The organism is Amycolatopsis sp. NPDC051061, assembly GCF_040682935.1.
GTDB lineage: Bacteria > Actinomycetota > Actinomycetes > Mycobacteriales > Pseudonocardiaceae > Amycolatopsis.
On sequence record NZ_JBFBBZ010000011.1, the window covers coordinates 216,547 to 235,407 of the forward strand.

Sequence of the window (18,861 nt, forward strand, 5' to 3'; positions counted from 1 at the left end):
GATTCCAGCCTAGTCCCGGTGCGTCAGCCGGTGCCGGATGTCGTCGAGCTGCGCGCTGCCGACCCCCGCTTCCAGCAGGTACCGCTCGACGTCGAATCCGTCGAGCGTGTCCCGGATGGCGGCCGCGGTCGTCGTGCGTCGCTCCGCGAGGATGGCCGCGATGACCGGGCCCTGGTCTTCGGCGCCCATCACGGCGAACAGCGGTTTCACGGCCTCGGCGGACAGGTCGTAGTCCGCGGCGATGGCGTCGGGGCCGACGCCTGCCAGTGCCAGCAGCAGGAGCGCGACCAGACCGGTCCGGTCCCGGCCGGCGCCGCAGTGGAACAGGACACCGCCGGGGGCGGACCGGGCGATCGCTTCGATGACGGCGGCGCAGCGCTCGGCTTTCCGTTCGAGGAAGACGCGGTAGTAGAGCGGGGTGCCGTTCAGCCGTTCGCGGTTGACGTGCCGCCAGAACTCGACGTCGTCGATGTCGTCGAGGGGAACCTCCACGCGGTCGATGCCGGCCGGTGAGGTCATTCCGGCCGCGGCGGCGAACTGCGCCGAACCGGCCAGCGCGGTCGGGGCGTCCGTCGTCGGCCGGATCTCATCGGCGTTGCGCAGGTCGATGACGGTCCGGACGCCGGATTCCCGCGCTCGGGCCCAGCCCGTCTCGGTCACGAACCGGAGGTCCGCGGCCCGGAAGAGGGCACCGTGACGAGTCGTGCGTCCCGCTGCCGTCGGCAGGCCGCCGAGATCCCGGGTGTTGTGGAAGCCTTCCCAAGTCACCGCTCTGTCCATGCGTCACAGTTTGCCGGTGAGCAGCGCGTCGCCCAGCTCCGTCCGCCGGTACAGCACCCGGTGACCACGACGTTCCGACGTCAGCAACCCCGCCCCGCGCAACGCCGTGAGGTGCGCCGAGACCGTCGCCGGCGCCAAGCCGTGGCGCCGGGCCAGCTCCGTCGTCGCGGCGGGGCGGTCGAGGGTGGCCAGCAGCAGCGCCCGCGTCCGGCCGAGGACCTCGACCAGCGGCTCCGGCGGCGCCTCGGAAGCCGTCCACAGTGAAGCCACGCCTCGAGCCGGGTAGAGCAGCGAAATCTGCCACGGCGGCACTGTCACCACGCCGACGTTCGGCCACGCGAACACCGCCGGAATCAGCAGCAACCCGCGCGAATCGATCTCCAGCCGCTCGCGCGAGCGGATGTCCACCAGCACCGACGTGTCCGACAACCGCACGCGCGGGTGCAGCCCGGCCAGCATCGACGCGAGCCCGCCGGAACCCAGCTGCCGCGTCCGGAACGCGATGTCCGCGGCCAGCAGTTCGCGCAGGCGGGGCCACTCCGGCGCGAGCAGCGTGTGCCAGACCGTCTCGAGCTGGCCGGCCAGCAGGTCGCGCGCGGTCGCCGGGTCGTCCGGCAGGAGCGAGAGGTCGGCGTCGACCATCGCCAGCTCCAGCGCCACCTGGGCCGGCGGCGTGGCGCGCACGGCCCGCAGCTGCGCCTCCGCCGTCGTCTCCGGACCCTCGGGCGGCGGGCTCAGGAACTCGGTGATGTAGTGCCGCGCGCCCAGCACCGCGGCCAGTTCAGGTACGTCTGGAGCATCGGACAGCCACGGCAGGTGCGCCGGGTGCCGCCGGACGCCGAGCAGCGTCTGGACAGCGCCCAGCACCTCCTCCAGCGGCGAGATCGCGAACCGGACGCGTTGCGCACCCGCCGCGGTCAGGACCAGCTCGATCACCGGTGATTCGCTCTCACGCGAATCAGTGTGCCTTGCGGGAGCCACGAACGAGCGTATGAGCATGTCGTTGTTCACCCATCGCGCCTACTGGCGCTGGTCGGCGGGCGTCCAGTTCGCCCGCCTCCCGGCGACCATGGCGCCGCTCGCGTTCACCCTGCTGACCACCGCGACGACCGGCTCCTACCGGCTCGGCGGCGTGCTGATGTCGGTCTACGTCGCCGCCGAGATGGTTTGCGCGGTCCCGATGGGACGGCTGCTCGACCGCGTCGGCCCTTCGCGTGGCCTGCCGGCGCTCCTGCTCCTGACGGCTGCGGGGTTCGTCGTCCTGGCGGCGGCCGCCGCGAGCGACGCGTCCGGCGCCGTCCTGCTCGTGGTCGTCCTGCTGCCCGGGATCACGGGCGGGGCGTTGTCGGGCGGCTTCCGGACGCTGCTCGCGGACACGGTCGACGACGGGCTGCTTCCCCGGGCGATTTCCGTCGACGCGATGATCCTCGACGGCGTGCTCGTCGGCGGCCCGGCGCTGGTCACGCTGCTCGACTTGGCCGGCCCGCTCGTGCCGCTGGGCGCGATGGCCGTCGCCTGCGTGGTCGCCGCCGCGCTCGTCCCGCGCCGCGCGGGTGAGCACGAACGAGTGAACTCCGGGGACGACCGCCCACCCGTGCGGCCGGTCGCCTACCTGCCGTGGCTTTGCTGCGCTTTCACCATCGGACTGCTGACGTCGACGATCGAGGTCGCACCGTTGCCGCTGGTCCAGCGCCTGGGCGCGCCCGAGACGGCCGCCCCGGTCGTGATCGCCGTGCTGACCGGGGCGAGCATCGCGGGCAGCGCGCTCTACGTGTGGCGCGGGAAGATCGGCGACCCGCGGCTGTTCCTCGGCGGGTTCGTCGCCGGCGGGATCGCGCTCGCCGCGGACCTCGGCTGGGCCGGCTTGCTTGCGTCGGTGGCGGTGATCGGCGCGTGCGGCGGGCCGCTGGTCGCCGCGACCTCGGTCAACCTCCAGCGTCTGCTGCCGAAGAACCGCCGGTCAGCCGGGTTTTCACTGAGCTTCACGGTGCAATCGTGCGGCTTCGGGCTCGGCTCGCTGGCCGTCGGCGTGCTGCCGCTGTGGCTCCCACCGTTGTTCGGTGTCTTTGCCGCGGCGATCGCGGGTGCAATGCTGGTGGCGAAGCCCGCGAGAGCTATTGGCACGATGTCAGTAACGTCGTAACCTGGGCTGACCCGCGAACCTCCAGGGAGACGCCGATGACTGCCGTCCAGCCGAAGCCGACGTCGGTCGGCGAGACCTTCGACTCGCTGAGCCCGGCGACCGACGAGGTGGTCGGAACCTACCCCGTGCACTCCGCCGAAGACGTCCAGGCGGCCGTCGAGCGAGCGCGAGTCGCGGCGAAGTGGTGGGAGGACCTGGGCTTCGCCGGGCGCGCCGAGCGGCTTCGCGGTTGGAAGGGCGTGCTGACGCGCCGGCTCCCGCAGCTGTGCCAGGTGGTCCGCGACGAGACCGGCAAGCCGATCGCCGACGCGCAGCTCGAGAGCGTCCTGGCCATCGAGCACATCGCGTGGGCGGGCAAGCACGCGAAGAAGATCCTCGGCAAGCAGAAGCGCTCGGCCGGGCTGCTGATGTCGAACCAGGCGGCGACCGTCGAGTACCAGCCGCTGGGCGTAGTCGGCGTGATCGGCCCGTGGAACTATCCGGTGTTCACGCCGCTCGGCTCGATCGCGTACGCGCTCGCGGCGGGCAACGCCGTGGTGTTCAAGCCCAGCGAGTACACACCGGGCGTCGGGAAGTGGCTGGTCGACGCGTTCGCCGAGATCGTGCCGGAGCAGCCGGTGCTGCAGCTGATCACGGGCTTCGGCGAGACGGGCGCGGCGCTGGTGCGAGCTGGTGTCGACAAGATCGCGTTCACCGGTTCGACCGCCACGGGCAAGCGCATCATGGCCGCGGCGGCGGAGACGCTGACGCCGGTGGTGATCGAGGCGGGCGGCAAGGACCCGGTGCTGGTCGACGCGGACGCCGACCTCGACGCGGCGGCCGACGCGACGGTCTGGGGCGCGTTCTCCAACTCCGGCCAGACGTGCATCGGCGTCGAGCGGGTGTACGTCCACGAGAAGGTCCACGACGAGTTCGTGGCGAAGGTCGTCGAGAAGTCGAAGGACGTGCGCGCGGGCTCCGACGAGGCGGCGCAGTACGGCCCGGTGACGATGCCGTCGCAGCTGGGCGTGATCAAGAGGCACATCCAGGACGCTCTGGCCCGCGGCGGCAAGGCGGTCCTCGGCGGCGAGGACGCGGTCGGCGACAGGTATGCGCAGCCGACGGTGCTGATCGACGTCCCGGAGGACTCGGAGGCGGTCACCGAGGAGACGTTCGGCCCGACGGTGACGATCGCGAAGGTCCGCGACATGGACGAAGCGATCGAGAAGGCGAACAGCACGAAGTACGGCCTGGGATCGACGGTCTTTTCGAAGTCCCGCGGCGTGGAGCTGGCCGAGAAGCTGCGCACGGGGATGACGTCGATCAACGCACCGCTGTCGTTCGCGGGCATCGCCTCCCTCCCGTTCGGCGGGGTGGGCGACTCGGGTTTCGGCCGCATCCACGGTCCGGAGGGACTACGCGAGTTCGCCCGCACAAAGGCAATCGCCCGCCAGCGTTTCACGGCGCCGTTGACGCTGACATCGTTCAGCCGCAAGCCTTCGACGGACGCGATGGTGGCCAAGCTGGTGACGATCCTCCACGGCAAGCGTTGAGGCGGTCCGGGGTTGTGGACAAGTCACGTCCACAGCCCCGGAACTGTCGGTGGTCCCCGATAACTGGATACAGTGGTGGCCGTGTCTATCAGCGGTCAGTCGATGCCACCCCGATCATGCGAGCGACTGGTGCCTGAGTCATACCGGACCTGGCGACCACAGCTTCTTGTGCAGTAACTACGAAATTGGTAACGGGGCGGCCCACGCTCCGCGCCACAAATCAGGTCCGCCGCCTTCTCCTCGGCCGGATCATGGTTTTTTGCCATCCTTGTCCTGACTGGTGCTCGACTCCGTGGACTCAGTGGATTTAGGAGTCACAGCGGCTGTAGCCAGTACTGTCGCTGCGGCGGTCGCGGCCGCGACCAACACGGTAATCGTCGGCGCCGCCAATGAGCGAAGTTTTCTAAAGTCACGAATTTGAGACCACGCCGTGTTGGCGCGTCGTGCGATCTCACGTTCCCAGAGCATGCCAAGGCAGATGCAAAAGAATACGACTTGCCCGGATCGCACAACGCTGGAAACCAGCAGGTTCTGTTCCAGGGTAGGTGTGCTCAGGGCGGTAATAACCTCGGGTATGCCTAAGGCAATCGCAAATACGATCGACTTTTGAATAGGATTGCTGCCTCGCAACCAAGGGTATGCATAGCCGTATATTGCAGCGTAAGTAAACCATCTCAAGATGTGACGCAGATTATCGATGATATCAACTACCGACTGGTATTCGAAACTGGTGCTGCTGACGTAGGCCCAGGCCTCAAAAATTACGGACGGCATGCAGATCGGTAAAGCCAACCGCAATCCGCACTTTAGGTTTTGCCACGCGGTCTCGCCGCAGTTGGACCCGAGTGGACTTGACACTCTACTTGAGGAAGATGCCGATCTGGTGGGGTCGAGACTCGTCAAGCTTTCGTATCTCGCAAGGAAACCATCGGCATCTATATTTCCGGCTGCCAGATCACCTTGTGCTGAATGGTAGAAGCGGGCGGCGGCGGATTGCGAAAGGCGTCGGCGAGTTTCTGCTTGAAATGCTGTTCGATGCGCATCCATCGTCCGGTCGATGATCGCCGTCGATCGAGCGGGGATGGCTAGGTAAAAACCAATGAATAAAAGAGTGCACGCCAGTGCATTGGGGACGCCTGGCAAAAATTTGGTGGGAATGAAAATAATCGAAACGGCAATGAGTGGCAAACGAATTTTTCGCGCATCAAAAAAGCTGAGATCGGACTGCTTGCGCAGTTGTGCTAAAATAAGAACGCAAATTATCAGGTTGGCGACTGTCAGCCATGACATTCCAATTGCTTGCGTGCTACTGCTTGCAAGTTGGCTAATTATTCCACCATAGTCTAATGGCCAGTATGTCAGATCATCCGATTCGAAAATTAGGTAGACGAGGGGGGTGTATGCGAGTGCCGCAAGCGTTAGCGACAAGAGAACGCGCCAGCGTCTGGATAGATTAGTGATAGATAATCCTATGGCAACCAGTGGCATCATTCCAAGTCCGGCGAGAATGTCCGGCAACCATGTCAGAGGTGTACTGCTCGTGTTTTTGAAGGTAAATAAAATCAAGCATGCGACTGCGGAAATAAAGCCGATCAGCAGGCCGAGAAACATATTGTTCTTGCGCACAAGTGCAACCTGTATCAAGGTGCACGCCGCCACCACGGCAACTAGGGCCATGAGCTCACCGACGGTCATCGCGGTAATTCGTGTGTTCAATGTCCAAAAAAGTGTGAGCAGGATAACAAAAGCTACACTCGACAGTATCCACCCGCGTCGCGCGGGGATTGGCGTGCTGCCGTGTCCGGTGTGCCATGCGGCCGCAACGACCAGGCTGCCACTGAACGTGGCCAGGCCAGCGCCTGCCGCGCTGAACTCTCTTGCGGAAACACCGAAGATGCTTGTGATCGACAATTGCGACGACGCTATCATCGATCCTAGGGTGAAAATGCCGAAGATAATGGCAACTGTCATGTTCCGCAGAGCCATGTTGTCGGGATGATGAGATCCGCTAGTCCAGCGAAGTACAACTAAATAAGGGAAAAAATAAATTAGAGCCAAGGCTGCGAACTCGGCGACATTAGATGATCTGCGACTGGTGAGTTCGCCAATTCTGGTTGGAAACCAAGCTTTATTGGCACTCTTTTCAGGTTTGATCAAAATATATGTACCGACAGAAGGGTTCCCGTCAAACTTGATCTTAGTAGACCCTTGTTCTACTGGTATTGGACCCTGGGATCCGACGACGGATAATTCAATTGTCTCGATCGTTATATTGCGGTTTTCTACGCGATTTGATAAGCGGTTTACGTCGCTTTCTTCTCGTGGCTCGAGAGAGAATTTAATTAGATTTTCGCTCTGATCGTCTATGATAATAGAAAAATTAAGAGATCCTCTGACGTGGATCTGGGCGTTGGGTGAACTAGGCAACAGGTCAACGGTCGGAAGGCCATCTTGATACATGTTGACAGCGGTGACTGCGGCCATAAGACTGCTGACTTCTCCGCTGCCTGATCTGATGCTTTGAAGCAGTGGGTCTTTTCGATTGACTGTTACATCGCAACTTCCGGTTGCGGTAAGTTCTGCCGATCTTCCGTCAATCAGAAACTTGCATGACTCCGTACGCGGCGGATGTGGGCCGGGCAAGAGCTTCAAGGGTGGTTCTTCATCTGAAAAGCTGGAGTTGTCCTTGTCGCGTGAAAGCTGTTTGCTCACTTGGTGCACAAACCAGGAGCTGCTTGCGATGACAGTTACAAACAGAAACGCAACGGCGACTGCTTTGCAGATCTGAATCACCCGCGTCGGCACGCTACCACCCAGCTCTGTTGACGGATGTCGAACCTCTAGACAGAGGTCGCGTGCGTAAGGCTGTTGTTACAGCCTCCGAGCCGGCACGGCGTGGTCGTGATCAAAGTGATTGAAACGCCGCTGGGCGTCGGCTCATGGGTGTTGTCCGCGTCGGGCTTCCTCGGGGCCGTATGACTCTGCCTCTCACCGCCCCCGAATCAGATCCGCCGCTTTCTCCGCCACCATGATCGTCGGCGCGTTCGTATTCCCCCGCGGCACCACCGGCATCACCGAAGCATCGACCACCCGCAGCCCCTCGACCCCCTGAACCCGCAGCTGCGGATCGACCACCGACCCGATCGCGCACGTCCCGACCGGGTGATAAAGCGTCTGCGTGTTCTCACGGATGTGCTCGGCCAGCTCAACATCACTCAGGTCGTGCCGCGCGGGCAGGAACGGCTGGTCCAGGAACCGCCGCAACGGCCCCGTCCGGCCGATTTCGATCAGCGCCCGCAGCCCGGCCACCATCTTGTCCATGTCCGACGACTCCGCGTAGTAAGCCGGGTCGATTTCCGGCTTCCACGAAGGGTTCGCCGACTTCAGCCGCAGCCGGCCGCGGCTCGCGACGTCCACCAGCGTCGCCGCCGAGGTGAATCCGGGGACCGTCGGCTCGCGCATGCCGTTGTCGTAGAACAGCGTCGGCGCCACGTGGATCTGCATGTCCGGCGCCGGAAGTCCGTCGGTGGTCGGGAAAAACGCGCCCGCCTCGCCGATGTTCGACGTCAGTGGCCCACGCTTCGTCAGCTGGTAGCGAACGAGCCCGCGCGGCGTGGCCGCGTCGACCAGGTCGGTCGTGCCGCGCGTGGACCAGATGATCCCGCACGCCGGGTGGTCGTGCAGGTTCTCGCCGACACCCGGCAGCGCCGCGACGACGTCGATGCCGTGCTCACGCAGGTGCTCGGCCGGGCCGACGCCGGAAACCATCAGCAGCTGCGGCGAATTCACCGCGCCGCCACTCAACAGAACTTCGGCCGACGCCCGCACCGTCCGCTCGAAGCCGTTGTCCAAATAGGACACGCCGACCGCGCGCGTACCTTCGAAGACGACGCGGGTCGCCGGCGCGCACGTCTTCACCGTGAGGTTCGGCCGTTCCAAAGCGGGCCGCAGGTACGCGTCGGCGGTGGACCAGCGGCGGCCCTTCTTGCAGGTGACCTGGTAGACGCCGGCGCCTTCCTGGCTCTCGCCGTTGAAGTCGTCGGTGCGCTTGAGCCCCCACGCGACGGCCGAGTCGACCCAGGCGCTCGACAGTTCGTGGGTGAACCGGCGGTCCTCGACGTTCAGCGGGCCGTCGGTGCCGTGCAGCGGCCCATCGAGCCGCTGGTTGCCCTCGGCGCGCTTGAAGTACGGGAGGACGTCGTCCCAGCCCCAGCCTTCGGCGCCGTGGGAATCGCGCCAGCCGTCGTAGTCGGCGCGGTTGCCGCGGATGTAGATCATCGCGTTGATCGACGAGCAGCCGCCGAGCACCTTGCCGCGCGGCCAGTACGCGGACTTGCCGGTGTGCTTCTGCTCGACGGTCTCGTAGTTCCAGTCCCACCTGGTCTTGAACAGCGAGGGGAACGCGGCGGGGATGTGGATTTCGTCCGCGGTGTCCTCCCCGCCCGCTTCGAGCAGCAAGACCTGGGCCGACGGATCTTCGGTGAGCCGGTTCGCCAGCACGCACCCGGCGCTCCCGGCGCCGACGATCACGTAGTCGTAGGAGTCCACGGTGCCTCCACAGCTGTTGGCGCGATGTCAACGACTCATCATGGCGCAGCGGCGCGCCGACGGCCAGTCTAGTTTTCCCGGCGGCCCCCGCGGCCCGCCGAACTGGGTGAACTATGCTCGCGGGGTACCCACGACCTGCGTGAATAAGGAGCAGCCTGCCGTGGCCCGAGTCGTCGTCGACGTCATGCCGAAGCCCGAAATCCTCGACCCGCAGGGACAGGCCGCGCTCGGCGCCGCCGGTCGTCTCGGCTTCACCGGGATCAAGGAGATCCGCCAGGGCAAGCACTTCGAGATCGAGGTCGACGACACGGTCGACGACGCGACGCTCGAGAAGATCGCCGAGGGCTTCCTCGCGAACCCGGTCATCGAGCAGTGGACGATCACGCGGGTCGACGCGTGAGCGCGCGCATCGGGGTCATCACCTTCCCGGGCACGCTCGACGACGGCGACGCGGCCCGCGCGGTCCGCTACGCCGACGCGGAGGCGGTGCCCCTGTGGCACGCGGACGAGAACCTCCACGACGTCGACGCGGTGGTCGTCCCGGGCGGCTTCTCTTACGGCGACTACCTGCGCGCGGGCGTGATCGCCCGGTTCGCGCCGGTGATGACGCCGGTGATCGAGGCGGCGCGCGCGGGCATGCCGGTGCTCGGCATCTGCAACGGGTTCCAGATCCTGTGCGAGGCGGGCCTGCTGCCCGGCGCGATGATCCGCAACCAGGGCCTGCACTTCATCTGCCGCGACCAGTGGCTGCGCGTGGAGAACAACGCGACGGCGTGGACGTCGCGCTACGAGTCCGGCGCGGAGATCCTCATCCCGATGAAGAACATCGACGGGTGCTACGTGGCCGAGCAGTCCACTTTGGACGAGCTCGAAGCCGAGGAGCGCGTCGTGTTCCGGTACGTCGGCGGCAACCCGAACGGGTCGCGCAACGACATCGCGGGGATTCGCAGCGAGAACGGCCGGGTGGTCGGGCTGATGCCGCACCCGGAGCACGCGATCGACGCGCTGACCGGGCCGTCGGACGACGGGCTGGGCATGTTCTACAGCGCGGTGGACGCGCTGATCAAGGCTTGAGGGTGGGCGGCGCCCCCCGGTATCCATGCTACCGAGAGGCACCGACAGTTCCGGGCCGGTGGACGCGGGTTGTCCACCGGTCCGGGCTCAGCTCTTGCTCTGGTCGTTCGACAGCCACTTCTCCGGCCGGACCCGCACCAGCACCGATCGCTCCCCGAGCGCCGAGTCGACGTAGGCCGTCGCCTGGTCCGTGGGCCAGTATCGGCCGGCGATCCGCAACGCCTGTTCGCGCGTGGGCGGCTCGTCGTTCGCCACCACCGGACCCTCCACCGTCACGTACTTGTACGGCGGGTTCTCGTCCTGGACGGCCAGGCTCAGCCGGCCCGCCGTCGTGATCGCGCGATCCTTGACCGTGTCGCGCTCCATCCAGATGAGCAGCTCGCCGCCGGGCGAGTAGTCGTACCAAACCGGGACCGCCAGCGGTGCCCGGCCGGCGCGCTCCACCGCCAGCACCCCGACGTGCACCCCGCTCAAGAACGATTCGCGCTCGGCCGTGGTCATCACAAACGACATGGCACTCCCCGGGTAGAAGATCCGCTACCCGGGGAGCAACACGTCGCGAACTCCGGACATTCCGGACTACGAAGCCGCCGCGACCAGACGCGCGTACGAACCGCCGGCCGCCAGCAGCGACGAGTGCGATCCCAGCTCCGTGATCCGGCCGCCCTCGACCACCGCCACCCGGTCGGCCGCCGCCGCCGTGTGCAGGCGGTGGGCGATCGCGATCACCGTGCGCCCGGCCAGCACGCTGTTCAGCGACCGCTCCAGGTCACGCGCCGAGCCGGTGTCCAGCAGCGACGTCGCCTCGTCCAGCACCAGCGTGTGCGGGTCCGCCAGCACCACGCGGGCCAGCGCCAGCTGCTGCGCGATCGCCGCCGGTACCGGGTGCTCGCCCGAACCCAGCTTCGTGTCGAGCCCGGACGGCAGCGACGCCACCCAGTCCGACGCGCCCGCCGAGGTCAGGGCAGCCAGCAGCTCGTCGTCCGTCCAGTCGCCGCCCGCTCGCCGGGCCGGAAGGGCCAGGTTCTGCCGCAGCGTCCCGGAGAACACGTGGTGCTCCTGGGTCAGCAGCAGGACCTCGCCGCGCAGGACGTCGTCGGCCAGCGACGAGACGTCCTGGCCGCCGATCCGGACCGAGCCCGACGACGGCGCCGCGATGCCCGCCAGCAGCCGGCCGAGCGTCGACTTGCCCGCGCCGGACGGGCCGACGATCGCCAGCCGCTCGCCGCGCGGAACCCGCAGGTCGATGCCGTGGAGCACCTCGCGGTCGGCCGTGTAGGCGAACCGGACGCCGTGGACGTCGATGTCGCGCCCGCGCGGCACCTCCGTCACCTTCGGCGACTCCTCGACGGCCACCTCCCGGACGCCCAGGATCCGGCGCGCCGCGGCCGCCGCGACCTGCAGGTCTTCCAGCCAGAACAGCGCTTCGTTCAGCGGTGCCGACATCGCCTGCACGTACAGCAGCATCGTGGTGATCTCGCCGAGCCCGGCCCAGCCGCGCGTGTACGCGAGCAGCCCGAGCGGCAGCATCACCGCCAGCGGCAGCACGTAGCTGATCTCCAGCGAAGGCAGCCACCGCAGCTGCAGCGCCCGCATCCGCCGCTCGCCGAGGATGCTGCGGTCCAGCGCCTCGTACGCCGCGCCGACCCGCTGCTCGGTCAGCCCGAGCGCCTCGACCGTGCGCGCGCCCTCCGCCGTCTCGTGGACGCTCGTCGTCAGGTCCGCCCAGCGGTCGAGCATCCACTGCATCAGCGCCGGGATCCGCCGCTGGTACCAGACGTTCACGCACAGCAGCAGCGGCACCGCGACGAGCAGGCTCAGCGAGAGCAGCGGTGACGTCACTACCATCGCGACGACCGTGAACACCACGGTCACCGCCGCGATCAGGATCTCCGGCGCCGCGAACCGCGCCGCGTGGTCGATCCGGCCGAGGTCGGTGGTGGCGCGGCTGAGCAGGTCGCCGGTGCCGGCCGCCTCGACCGTGCCGAGCGGCAGCTGCAGCGCCGTCCCGACGAACTCTTCGCGCGTCTCGGCCAGCACCAGCTCGCCGAACACCGCGCCGCGCATCCGCGCGATCTTCCGCGCCACCGCCTGCAGCACCAGGATCCCGACGAACACCGCCGCCACCACGTCGACGCGGCCGGTCGTCGTGCCGGCCGCGACGTCGTCGACCAGCGAGCCGAGCAGCTGCGGCCCGGCGAGCCCGATCAGCGTTGCCACGCACAGCGCGCCGAGCAGCAGCCCGAACTCGCGCTTGTGGGTCCCCGCCGTCTTCAGCGCCCAGCGCCGGACGTCCCGCCGGGACGCCGTGGGGAGCCGCTTCATACCGTCACCACCTTCGCCGTGAAGACCTCATCTGCCACGTGTGTCCACAAGGGACTCTGGCTGAACACCACCGTCGTCTTGCCGCGGCGCAGGGCCGCGATGCGCTCGGTGATGCGCGCCTCCGTGTGCGCGTCGACCGCCGACGTCGGCTCGTCCAGCACCAGCACGTCGGCGTCGACCGCCAGCGCGCGGGCCAGGTTCAGCCGCTGCCGCTGACCGCCGGACACCTCGCGCCCGCGCTCGCCGATCACCTCGTCGACGCCGTTGGGCAGCGCCTCGACGATGTCGTCGGCGTCGGCCGCGTACAGCGCTTCGGTGATCCCGACGCCGCTCGGCCGCGCCGGCGCCAGCTGCTCGCGCAGCACGCCCGAGAACCAGATGTCCTGGTTGTGCGCGTAGACGACCCGCCGCCGCAGCTCCGTGAGCGCGACGTGGTCCGCCCGGACGCCGCCGACCAGCACCTCTTCACCCTCGGCCGGGTCGGCGAACCGCGCCAGCCGGTCGGCCACCGCTTCGCCGTCGGCGCCGAAGTCGACGACCGTCAGCCGCCCGGCCGCGACCCGCACGCCGGACTCGGTGTCGACCAGCTCCAGCGGCCCCGCGGGCAGCCGGACCGGCGTCTCCGGGTCCGCCAGCTTCGGGTGGATCGCCAGCAGCGTCACCACCTTCCGCGCCGCGACCAGGCCGGACGTGATCGCCCCGACCGCTTCGGTCGCGGCGGTGACCGGCCAGATGAGGAACGCCGAAACGCCGTAGAACGCCACGAGCTGACCGACGCCGATCTCCCCGGCCACGGCCAGCCGCGCGCCCAGCCAGGTGATCACCACGGTGACCAGGCCGGGCATCGCGATCTCCGCCGCGGCCAGCCAGGCCTCGGCCTTGCCGACCTCGATGCCGGCCCGGCGCACCCGCTGGCTCGTCTCGCGGAAGCGGGTGAAGAACCGCCGCTCGCCGCCGATGCCCCGCAGGATCCGCAGGCCCGACACGATGTCCGCGCCCAGCGCGTTGACGTCACCGCGCTTCTCGCGCTGGCTCGCCTTGCGCTTCTGCAGCGGCGCCAGCAGCGGCCCGATGCCCAGCACCGCAACCGGCACGCCGACCAGCGCGACCACGCCGAGCAGCGTCGACGTCGAGATCAGCCACACCGCCACCACGACGAACGCCAGCAGCGAGCCGAACGCCCGGCCGGTCATCTCGATGGTGTTGCCGATGTGGTTGATGTCGGTCGTGGAGATCGCGACGAGGTTGCCCGTGGTCGTCTTCTCGCGCAGGCCGGCGCCGACGCGCGTGGTGTGCGCCGAGACGGCGCGCTGCGTCGAGCCCGCGCCGTGCAGCCACAGGCCGTAGTTGAGGAAGTGCAGCCAGGTCCCGGTGAGCGTCTGCACCACCCCGAGCAGGGCGGCGGCCAGCGCCCAGCGCCAGACGGCGGTGGCGTCGTGCGCGCTGACGGCGCCGATGCCCTGGCCGATCACCAGCGGCACCAGCGCACCCGGCAGCGCCCAGACGACGCCGAGCGCGGCGGCGCCCAGCACCGTGGCGAGCCGGGCCCGGAACACGGCGAGCAGGAAGCGGCTCGCACTCGGCCGCGCGGGCAGCCGCAGCGGCGGAAAGGGATACGTGGCGGAAAGCACGATTCCCGACGGTAAGCCGCCGACCAGTCGAAGGCGACCGATTTTCCGGCGATCGCACCTCGGCGCGCACCCGGCCCTCTCGGGGGACCCCCGGTTTCAACGCTACTCGCGGGGACCGACAATTCCGGGCCCGCGGACCCGGCTTGTCCCCAGGGCGCCGCCCGGTGTCGCCTCGCTCACACCCTTTTCGCGCCCGTCCGTTTTCGGCGGCCCACCGTCCGGGGCACGCGGGTGCGCCCCGTATCCTGGCGGCCGTGGCGAACCCTGACACGGACACCGTGACCAGCACCGTTGACACCACCGAGCGCGCCGGGGCGACCCCGGACCACACCCAGCCCTATCGCGAGCTCGGGCTCGCCGACGACGAGTACGCCCGCATCCGGGAAATCCTCGGCCGCCGGCCCACCGACGCCGAGCTGGCCATGTACTCGGTGATGTGGAGCGAGCACTGCTCCTACAAGTCGTCGAAGAAGCACCTGCGCTACTTCGGGGAGACCGCCACCGACGAGATGAAGGCCAAGATGCTGGCCGGCATCGGCGAGAACGCGGGCGTCGTCGACATCGGCGAGGGCTGGGCGGTCACCTTCAAGGTGGAGAGCCACAACCACCCGTCCTATGTGGAGCCGTACCAGGGCGCCGCGACCGGCGTCGGCGGCATCGTCCGCGACATCATGGCCATGGGCGCGCGGCCCCTCGCGGTCTCGGACGCGCTGCGCTTCGGCCCGGCCGACGCCCCCGACACCAAGCGCGTGCTGCCCGGCGTGGTCGCCGGTGTCGGCGGCTACGGCAACTGCCTCGGCCTGCCGAACATCGGCGGCGAGCTGGTCTTCGACCCGTCGTACGCGGGCAACCCGCTGGTGAACGCGCTGTGCGTCGGCGCGATGCGCGTCGAGGACCTGCACCTGGCGTTCGCGTCCGGCACCGGCAACAAGATCATCCTGTTCGGCGCGCGCACCGGCCTCGACGGCATCGGCGGCGTCTCCGTCCTGGCGAGTGACACCTTTTCGGGTGACGAGTCCTCGGGCGGCCGCAAGAAGCTGCCGAGCGTCCAGGTCGGCGACCCGTTCACCGAGAAGGTGCTCATCGAGTGCTGCCTCGAGCTGTTCGCGCAGAAGCTGGTCGTCGGCATCCAGGACCTCGGCGGCGCCGGGCTGTCCTGCGCGACGTCCGAGCTGGCCGCGGCCGGTGACGGCGGCATGCACGTCTACCTCGACCGCGTTCCGTTGCGCGCCACCGGGATGACGCCGGCGGAGGTGCTCTCGAGCGAGTCGCAGGAGCGCATGTGCGCGGTCGTCTCGCCGGAGAACGTCGAGGCGTTCATGGCCGTCTGCCGCAAGTGGGACGTCATCGCCACCGACATCGGCGAGGTCACCGACGGCGAGCACCTCGTGATCACCTGGCACGACGAGGTCGTCGTCGACGTCCCGGCGCACACGGTGGCCCACCAGGGCCCGGTGTACGACCGGCCGATCGAGCGTCCGTCCACTCAGGACGCGCTGGTCGCGGACACGTCGGCTTCGTTGCCGCGTCCGTCCACTCCGGACGAATTGCGCGCGGACGTGCTGCGGCTGATTTCTTCGCCCAACCAGGCGTCGAAGGAATGGGTGACGTCCCAGTACGACCGGTACGTGCGCGGGAACTCCGTGCTCTCGCAGCCGTCGGACTCCGGCATGATCCGGATCGACGAGTCGTCCGGCCGCGGCGTCTCGGTGGCGACGGACTGCAACAGCAAGTTCGTCTACCTCGACCCGTACCGCGGCGCGCAGCTGGCGCTGGCCGAGGCGTACCGCAACGTGGCGACGGGCGGCGCGACGCCGGTGGCGGTGTCGGACTGCCTCAACTTCGGCGCCCCGACCGACCCGGGCGTGATGTGGCAGTTCGAGCAGGCGGTGCACGGCCTGGCGGACGGCTGCGTCGAGCTGGGCATCCCGGTGACGGGCGGCAACGTGAGCTTCTTCAACCAGACGGGTTCGACGGCGATCCTGCCGACGCCGGTGATCGGCGTCCTCGGCGTGATCGACGACGTGACCCGCCGCATCCCGACGGGCATCGGCGCGGAGGCGGGCGAAACCCTGCTGCTGCTGGGTGAGACGCACGACGAGCTGGACGGTTCGGCGTGGGCCCGCGAGCTCCACGGCCACCTCGGCGGCGTGCCCCCGCGCGTCGACCTCGCCCGCGAGAAGCTGCTGGGCGAGATCCTGGTGGCGGGCTCCCGCGACGGCATGATCTCGGCGGCGCACGACTTGTCCGACGGCGGCCTGATCCAGACGCTGGTCGAGACCGTCCTCATCGGACAGTGCGGCGCCCGGGTGTTCCTCGACGACGACCAGGACCCATTCGTCCAGCTGTTCTCCGAGTCGGCCGGTCGCGTGCTGGTGGCGGTCCCGCGCACGGAGGAGCTCCGCTTCACGGAGATGTGCACGGCGCGCGGCCTCCCGTGGCGCAAGACGGGCGTGGTGGACCCGGAGTCGGGAACGCTGGAGCTGCAGGACATCACGGAGTTCACGCTCGACGAGCTGCGCGAACCCTGGGAGAAGACCCTCCCGGCCCTGTTCAACTGAGCCGGATCCCGACCTGTCCACAGCCCGGTTCGAATGTGGACAGGTCGGGGCTCGTCGGGCTTTTCCCCAGGGTTTGTCGCACCCCGCCGATAGACTGGACTCGGGGACGCCCCCCAGGGAGGGCGGGGGCTCCGGCAAAGTCGCGTTCGCCGGGCGGACGTCATGAAAGGGTCGTTCATGACGTCCGGCGACAGGAAAGGGTCGTTCATGACGTCGCCAACCCCGCCCGACGTCGCGAATGACTCATTCGGGACCTCCGGTGCCCCCAATGACTCATTCGCGACACCCGACTCCGCGCGCGGCCGCGACTATGCCGGAGCCCAGCCAGGGCGGGCGGGTGCTGCTCAGGGCAGTTCGGTCCCCGCCGGAAAACTGGCCTGACCGAAGTCCGGCGCGATCGCGAAGTCGACCTCGGTGAAGACCACCTCGTCGTGAACCGTGAAGTCCCGGAAGCCCGTCCCCGAACCGAACTTCGTCCCGACGAACTCCACCGGCCCGTGCACGCTCGCCCCGGTGAAGAACGCCGACCCGCGGAACGACGTCCCGGTGAACGACGCGCCGTTGATGATCTCCGTCCGCTGCGCGCCGAGCCACGCGATTCGCTTGTGGCTGAGGTTGAACCGATCGAGCCGGGCTCCGGTGAGGTCGAGCGCGTACTCCGGCGCGTCCGGGGTGCCGGCGTCCGGCAGCAACGACCGGAGCACCTGCTGGGCCGTGCGCCGGACCTGCCGCTCCCGGTCCGCCTCGGCCGATCCTTCGAGGGAAGCGTCGAAGTTCTCGTGGGCGAACGGCATGCGCAAGTAGGCGCACAGCACGTCGAGCACGGTCTGCGTGTAGGTCTCGGGCCGCGTCCGCGCGAGCCCGGCCAGCGCGTGCACGGCCCCGACCCGGACCTGGTCGGCCTGGTGCCCGAGCAGTTCGACCGACTTCGCGAACCGCTCGTCGGAGATCCGCCTGCGTTCCAGCTCGTGCCGGTCCTCCTCGACGCGCCGGCGCCGGTCGTTCAGCCACAGGCCGTACAACGCCGCGACCGCACCGCCCGCCAGCCCCGCCGTCTTGAGCGCGTCACCCCGGTTGGTCCCGGGGTCGGCGAGCAGCCACACCAGCACCCCGGCGAACACGACGGCGCTGAACAGGAAGGCGGCGAGGAGGGGCGAGAAGCGCTTCACTTACCCACCTTCGAGACGATGCGGGCTTCGCCGTCACGCAGGTCTTCCAGCTCCCAGCCGGCCGGCAGCTGAATGTCCTTTTCGGACCGGACCCGCGTGTTGTACAGCGAAACCGATTCCGGCAGCGAAGCGAACCGCAAGTCGGTCTGCCCCTCGAAGGAAGTTCGCCGCAGGTCGAGCGAATCGGAAGCGGTCACGTCGGTGAATTCAGCGTTCTTGACGAACGTCGCGTCCTTGAACGTCGTCCGCCCGGCGAACGTCGTCTCCGTGAATTCCGCGCCCTCGGCGAAAGTCGTCCCGCTGAACCAGGCATGGCTTTCGAAAACCGTTCCGCGGCAACGGAAGTAGCCCACCAGGCGGCTCGAGCCGGTGCCCGCCGCGGTGAAGTACACCCGGCCCTTGAAGCGGCAGCCGCTGAGGTTCGTGCTGCTGCGCAAGGACGCGTACCGCAGCAGGAGGCCCCCGACCAGCTTGCCCGAGAGGTCGAAGTACTCCAGCGTCGCGCTGGTCAGGTCCAGGTCGTACGCCGGGCCTTCGGCGTCCCGCGAGGGCAGCAGGTCGGCGACCAGCCGCTGCGCCGTGAGCCGGACGGTGAGTTCGCGTTCCCGTTCCGGATCCGGTTGCCCGTCGTCGTCGACCCGAGCAGACGACGAAGACTGGTTGACGTCGAAGGGCCGCCGCAGGTACGAGCACAGCACGTCCAGCACCGTCTGCGTGTACTCCGGCCGGCTGCGCGCCAGCCCCGCCAGCGCGTGCATCGCGCCCACGCGCACCTGGTCGGCCGCGTGCCCGAGCAACTCGACGGACTTCGCGAATCGCTCGTCGGCCACCCGTTCGCGGTCCAGTTCCGCGCGCTGCGACTCGAGCTCGTGCCGCTGGCGCTCGATGTCCTGACGGCGTTCCTCGACCCGGCGTCGCCGGTCGTTCAGCCACAGCGCGTACAGCGCCACGATCGCGCCGCCGGCGAGGCCGCCGGTCTTCAGCGCGTCACTGCGGCTGGTGGCGGGGTCGGCCAGCAGCCAGCCGCCGACCCCCACCAGCAGCACCGCCGACGCGAAGAACGTCCACGCCAGCGGTGATCGCCACAGCTTCACCGGG

General features: G+C 68.3%; 14 protein-coding genes. 5 read left to right on the forward strand and 9 right to left on the reverse strand.

All coding sequences use genetic code 11. The features are described from left to right. Nucleotides 1-9: 9 nt before the first annotated feature. The gene (locus AB0N03_RS17655; protein ID WP_364372200.1) at nucleotides 10-780 is read right to left on the reverse strand and encodes a tyrosine-protein phosphatase; all 771 of its coding nucleotides are present in this window, start codon (nucleotides 778-780) and stop codon (nucleotides 10-12) included. Nucleotides 781-783: 3 nt separating this feature from the next. Then, nucleotides 784-1,716 (reverse strand): DUF5937 family protein, encoded by a 933-nt coding sequence (locus tag AB0N03_RS17660; protein WP_364372203.1) that lies wholly within the window; start codon nucleotides 1,714-1,716, stop codon nucleotides 784-786. A 61-nt stretch (nucleotides 1,717-1,777) separates the two neighbouring features. On the opposite strand from AB0N03_RS17660, the gene AB0N03_RS17665 reads away from it, so the two are divergent. Next, nucleotides 1,778-2,923: an MFS transporter gene (locus AB0N03_RS17665; RefSeq protein WP_364372206.1), complete on the forward strand. Its 1,146-nt coding sequence runs from the start codon at nucleotides 1,778-1,780 to the stop codon at nucleotides 2,921-2,923. Nucleotides 2,924-2,958: 35 nt separating this feature from the next. Further along, nucleotides 2,959-4,455 (forward strand): aldehyde dehydrogenase family protein, encoded by a 1,497-nt coding sequence (locus AB0N03_RS17670; RefSeq protein WP_364372209.1) that lies wholly within the window; start codon nucleotides 2,959-2,961, stop codon nucleotides 4,453-4,455. A gap of 249 nt (nucleotides 4,456-4,704) precedes the next feature. Here the strand turns inward: AB0N03_RS17670 and AB0N03_RS17675 are convergent, their stop codons facing one another. After that, nucleotides 4,705-7,260 carry a hypothetical protein gene (locus tag AB0N03_RS17675; RefSeq protein WP_364372211.1) on the reverse strand — a complete coding sequence of 852 codons (2,556 nt, stop codon included), beginning with the start codon at nucleotides 7,258-7,260 and terminating at the stop codon, nucleotides 4,705-4,707. Between the two features lie 183 nt (nucleotides 7,261-7,443). Continuing rightward, nucleotides 7,444-9,003, reverse strand: coding sequence for a GMC family oxidoreductase N-terminal domain-containing protein (locus AB0N03_RS17680; RefSeq protein WP_364372214.1), 1,560 nt, complete (start codon nucleotides 9,001-9,003; stop codon nucleotides 7,444-7,446). Nucleotides 9,004-9,163: 160 nt separating this feature from the next. On the opposite strand from AB0N03_RS17680, the gene purS reads away from it, so the two are divergent. Both purS and purQ read left to right on the forward strand, forming a co-directional pair. Continuing rightward, on the forward strand, nucleotides 9,164-9,403 hold the full coding sequence (purS, locus tag AB0N03_RS17685; RefSeq protein WP_086675945.1) for a phosphoribosylformylglycinamidine synthase subunit PurS: 240 nt from the start codon (nucleotides 9,164-9,166) through the stop codon (nucleotides 9,401-9,403). Further along, nucleotides 9,400-10,077, forward strand: coding sequence for a phosphoribosylformylglycinamidine synthase subunit PurQ (gene purQ, locus AB0N03_RS17690; protein WP_364372217.1), 678 nt, complete (start codon nucleotides 9,400-9,402; stop codon nucleotides 10,075-10,077). Before purS ends, purQ begins: the two co-directional genes overlap by 4 nt. An 87-nt stretch (nucleotides 10,078-10,164) precedes the next feature. Here the strand turns inward: purQ and AB0N03_RS17695 are convergent, their stop codons facing one another. The 3 genes from AB0N03_RS17695 to AB0N03_RS17705 all read right to left on the reverse strand — a co-directional run bounded on the left by AB0N03_RS17695 (nucleotide 10,165) and on the right by AB0N03_RS17705 (nucleotide 14,033). After that, nucleotides 10,165-10,590 carry a pyridoxamine 5'-phosphate oxidase family protein gene (locus tag AB0N03_RS17695; RefSeq protein WP_364372220.1) on the reverse strand — a complete coding sequence of 142 codons (426 nt, stop codon included), beginning with the start codon at nucleotides 10,588-10,590 and terminating at the stop codon, nucleotides 10,165-10,167. Nucleotides 10,591-10,656: 66 nt separating this feature from the next. Next, nucleotides 10,657-12,402 carry an ABC transporter ATP-binding protein gene (locus tag AB0N03_RS17700; protein WP_364372223.1) on the reverse strand — a complete coding sequence of 582 codons (1,746 nt, stop codon included), beginning with the start codon at nucleotides 12,400-12,402 and terminating at the stop codon, nucleotides 10,657-10,659. Then, entirely contained in the window at nucleotides 12,399-14,033 is a 1,635-nt protein-coding gene (locus AB0N03_RS17705; protein ID WP_364372226.1) for an ABC transporter ATP-binding protein, read from the reverse strand. Before AB0N03_RS17705 ends, AB0N03_RS17700 begins: the two co-directional genes overlap by 4 nt. Nucleotides 14,034-14,311: 278 nt before the next feature. Between AB0N03_RS17705 and purL the strand changes: the two genes are divergently transcribed. Then, nucleotides 14,312-16,594 carry a phosphoribosylformylglycinamidine synthase subunit PurL gene (gene purL / locus AB0N03_RS17710; RefSeq protein ID WP_364372316.1) on the forward strand — a complete coding sequence of 761 codons (2,283 nt, stop codon included), beginning with the start codon at nucleotides 14,312-14,314 and terminating at the stop codon, nucleotides 16,592-16,594. Nucleotides 16,595-16,938: 344 nt separating this feature from the next. Here the strand turns inward: purL and AB0N03_RS17715 are convergent, their stop codons facing one another. After that, nucleotides 16,939-17,763 carry a pentapeptide repeat-containing protein gene (locus AB0N03_RS17715; RefSeq protein WP_364372228.1) on the reverse strand — a complete coding sequence of 275 codons (825 nt, stop codon included), beginning with the start codon at nucleotides 17,761-17,763 and terminating at the stop codon, nucleotides 16,939-16,941. After that, nucleotides 17,760-18,857, reverse strand: a complete 1,098-nt coding sequence (locus AB0N03_RS17720; protein ID WP_364372231.1) for a pentapeptide repeat-containing protein — start codon at nucleotides 18,855-18,857, stop codon at nucleotides 17,760-17,762. Before AB0N03_RS17720 ends, AB0N03_RS17715 begins: the two co-directional genes overlap by 4 nt. Nucleotides 18,858-18,861 lie beyond the last annotated feature (4 nt).

What these genes read in the sequence shown, in the direction of transcription:
- AB0N03_RS17655 (WP_364372200.1), bottom strand. Translation starts at nt 780, where the DNA reads ATGGACAGAGCGGTGACTTGGGAAGGCTTCCACAACACCCGGGATCTC.
- AB0N03_RS17665 (WP_364372206.1), top strand. Translation starts at nt 1,778, where the DNA reads ATGTCGTTGTTCACCCATCGCGCCTACTGGCGCTGGTCGGCGGGCGTC.
- AB0N03_RS17670 (WP_364372209.1), top strand. Translation starts at nt 2,959, where the DNA reads ATGACTGCCGTCCAGCCGAAGCCGACGTCGGTCGGCGAGACCTTCGAC.
- AB0N03_RS17695 (WP_364372220.1), bottom strand. Translation starts at nt 10,590, where the DNA reads ATGTCGTTTGTGATGACCACGGCCGAGCGCGAATCGTTCTTGAGCGGG.
- AB0N03_RS17700 (WP_364372223.1), bottom strand. Translation starts at nt 12,402, where the DNA reads ATGAAGCGGCTCCCCACGGCGTCCCGGCGGGACGTCCGGCGCTGGGCG.